The organism is Acidovorax sp. BoFeN1 (assembly GCF_003345135.1).
GTDB classification, from domain to species: Bacteria; Pseudomonadota; Gammaproteobacteria; order Burkholderiales; family Burkholderiaceae_C; genus Acidovorax; species Acidovorax defluvii.
On sequence record NZ_QOZT01000155.1, the window covers coordinates 1 to 2671 of the forward strand.

The window sequence follows — 2671 nt, forward strand, 5'->3', positions numbered from 1 at the left end:
GGGCGGGGCTGGAGACGGGGGCAGAAGTGGACATGGCAGGCTTTCAGTGAATACCTTGAATGTAGGAGCTATCAGGCACTGATTCAATTCCCCTCGCGTCAGACATATCGTTCCAAAAAAAGAACCAATGCCAGTTCCACTGCGATGGCACAGCCCACTCACCACGCCCCTCAATCGCGCACCTTGCCACGCAGTGCCTTGGTTTCGCCGCGCTGGGTTTTGGCCTGCAACCGCCGCTGACGTGAGCCATAGGTGGGCTTGGTAGCGCGGCGCGTGCGGGGCGGCTGCGCCACCGATTGCACCAGCGCATTCAACCGATTCAGCGCGTCGGCGCGGTTTTGCTCCTGGCTGCGGTATTGCTGGGCCTTGATGACCACCACGCCATCTTGTGTGATGCGGGTGTCGCGCAGGGCCAGCAGGCGCTCTTTGACGTCCCCGGGCAGCGACGAGGCGCCCACATCAAAGCGCAGGTGCACTGCGCTCGATACCTTGTTGACATTCTGGCCACCGGAGCCCTGGGCGCGCATGGCCGTGAACTCCACTTCGGCTTCGGCAACCTGCAGCAATGCGGCGGTCATGAAAAAAGCCAAACCGGTGGCATCGCGCTCAGGCCAGCGCCGCCAGCAGCGCGGCATCAAACGCCTCGGGCTGCTCAAACTGCACCCAATGGCCCGCATTGGGCACCAGGTGCATGCCGCGAAAAACAGGCGCAGTCGCAGCAAAGGCCGCTTCAAGCTGGTGGATCCAGCTTTTGTACAGCGCGTCGTGCTCGCCATAAATGGCGTGCACCGGGCAAGCCACCTGCGGCAACGAGCGCGCCAGGATGTCGGTGTGCGCCAGGCGGCGGCGGGGCATGCGGTCGCGCAGCACGTTGGCTACATGGGTCTGCAGGGCCAGGCCATCGATGAGGCGCTTGTCGTGCAGCATCAGCACACCCAGGTTGTAGCGGTGAATGGCCAGTTGCTCGTTCAGGTCGGTCAGATGGCGCCAGGCTTTCAGCTCGAACTGCCGGTTGGGCACCACGCCCATGGCCGGCGCCCCCACCAGCACCAGCCGCTCGGCCAGTTCGGGGTGGGCCGCCAGCAGCAGGCCCGCCGTCATCCCACCAAAAGAGAAACCCACCAGGTCACAGGGCGCGTTACCCAGCAGCAGTTGCAGCCCAGTGCGCAGCGGGGCCACCATGGCGTCGGCATCGCCCCCGGACAGCGGCGCGGCTGAATCACCGAAACCAGGCAAATCGGGCACCCACAGCTGGTGCCCGGCTGCTACCAATGCATCCAGGTTGCGCACCCAATGCGTCCAGCTGCCGCTGCCGCCATGCAGCAACACCAGCGGGCGCACGCCCGGCCGGGCCTGGCCCCAGACATGCCACACCAGATCGCCCGCCCCGCAGGGCGTGGTGTGGCGCACGGCTTGCGCAGCCAGGCGCTGCACCTCGGGAGAAATTACCAAATCGCTCATTGCACAGGCACGAGGGGGGCAGAAGAAAAAATCAGGCCCTTACAGCCCGGCCAGGCCGTCAATGGCCAGGCCATAGCCCTTCACGCCAAAACCGCACATCACGGCCTTGGCGGCGGCTGAAATATAGGAGTGATGCCGAAAGCTCTCGCGTGCGTGCACGTTGCTGATGTGCAGCTCGATCAGCGCAATGCCCGTGCCCTTGATGGCATCGAGCAGCGCCACGCTGGTGTGGGTGTAGGCCCCGGCATTGAGCACCACGCCCGCCAGTTCGCCCGCAGTGTGCAGGCGACCGGCCTCGTGAATCCAGTCCACCAGCGCGCCTTCGTGGTTGCTCTGGTGAAAGCGCAGCGCAAACCCATGGCGTGCACAGGCGGCGGCGCACAGTTGCTCTACATCGGCGAGTGTCTGGGCGCCATAAACAGCGGGCTCGCGGGTGCCCAGCAGGTTGAGGTTGGGGCCATTCAGGACAAAAACGGTTTTCACAGGCGTGCACTCCGGGCGATCCGCCTGCCACACCGGCAGGCCAGACGCCGGATTATGCGGTGCCCTGGGCCCGAGCCACTGCATCGGGGCCCTGCCCTGTCCGGGAGCGAATCAGCCTCTCATGGTCGCTGCCGACCACTGCACAGGGGCTGAATCAACGATCCCAGTGGTTGCCACGGCCACCACGGTCGCCATGGTCGCCACGATCCCGGTGACCATGACGGTGCCCGCGATCGCGGTAGTAATGGCCCGGTGGCTGCGCGTAGTAGCCCGGAGGGGCGTAATACACGGGCCGGGGCGGTGCGTAATACACCGGTGGCGGCGGCTGGTAATAAATAGGCCGGGGCGCCACGTACACCGGCGCGGGGGCCACGTAAACGGGATAGCCGCCATTGCTGACACCCAACGCCACGCCTGGCGAATTCACGCCCACCGACCAGTACACGTCGCGTGCTTGTGCAGTGCCAGCGCCCGAAAGCAGGGCCAGCGCCACACCGGCAGCTGCGGCCATGGCATAGATAGAACGGGTTTTCGTCATGGAAATCTCCTTGAGGGACAGAGGCAGCCAACCAACTGGACATGCCTCACTGGTACACAACGCACCACAAGGCCTAAAGGATGTCATGAAACGGGCCTGATATTGTTTCCGGACGTACACACCCCATCGGCCCCCACCTGCGCACGCGCCTCATTTCAGCAAGCCGCCCCCTAAAATGGCCGCATGAGC

The 2671-nt window shown here is 64.7% G+C and carries 4 protein-coding genes; all 4 read right to left on the reverse strand.

Annotated elements, in window-relative coordinates; all coding sequences use genetic code 11:
• Nucleotides 1–170: 170 nt before the first annotated feature.
• Nucleotides 171–578, reverse strand: a complete 408-nt coding sequence (gene arfB, locus DTW89_RS18925; RefSeq protein ID WP_114657057.1) for an alternative ribosome rescue aminoacyl-tRNA hydrolase ArfB — start codon at nt 576–578, stop codon at nt 171–173.
• Between the two features lie 28 nt (nt 579–606).
• Nucleotides 607–1461 carry an alpha/beta fold hydrolase gene (locus DTW89_RS18930; RefSeq protein ID WP_114657055.1) on the reverse strand — a complete coding sequence of 285 codons (855 nt, stop codon included), beginning with the start codon at nt 1459–1461 and terminating at the stop codon, nt 607–609.
• A 39-nt stretch (nt 1462–1500) separates the two neighbouring features.
• A complete protein-coding gene (gene aroQ, locus DTW89_RS18935) occupies nt 1501–1944 on the reverse strand; it encodes a type II 3-dehydroquinate dehydratase (protein ID WP_114657058.1) in 444 nt (147 codons plus the stop codon).
• A gap of 154 nt (nt 1945–2098) precedes the next feature.
• The gene (locus DTW89_RS18940; RefSeq protein WP_114657056.1) at nt 2099–2482 is read right to left on the reverse strand and encodes a hypothetical protein; all 384 of its coding nucleotides are present in this window, start codon (nt 2480–2482) and stop codon (nt 2099–2101) included.
• Nucleotides 2483–2671: the final 189 nt, after the last annotated feature.

What these genes read in the sequence shown, in the direction of transcription:
- DTW89_RS18930 (WP_114657055.1), bottom strand. Translation starts at nt 1,461, where the DNA reads ATGAGCGATTTGGTAATTTCTCCCGAGGTGCAGCGCCTGGCTGCGCAA.
- arfB (WP_114657057.1), bottom strand. Translation starts at nt 578, where the DNA reads ATGACCGCCGCATTGCTGCAGGTTGCCGAAGCCGAAGTGGAGTTCACG.
- DTW89_RS18940 (WP_114657056.1), bottom strand. Translation starts at nt 2,482, where the DNA reads ATGACGAAAACCCGTTCTATCTATGCCATGGCCGCAGCTGCCGGTGTG.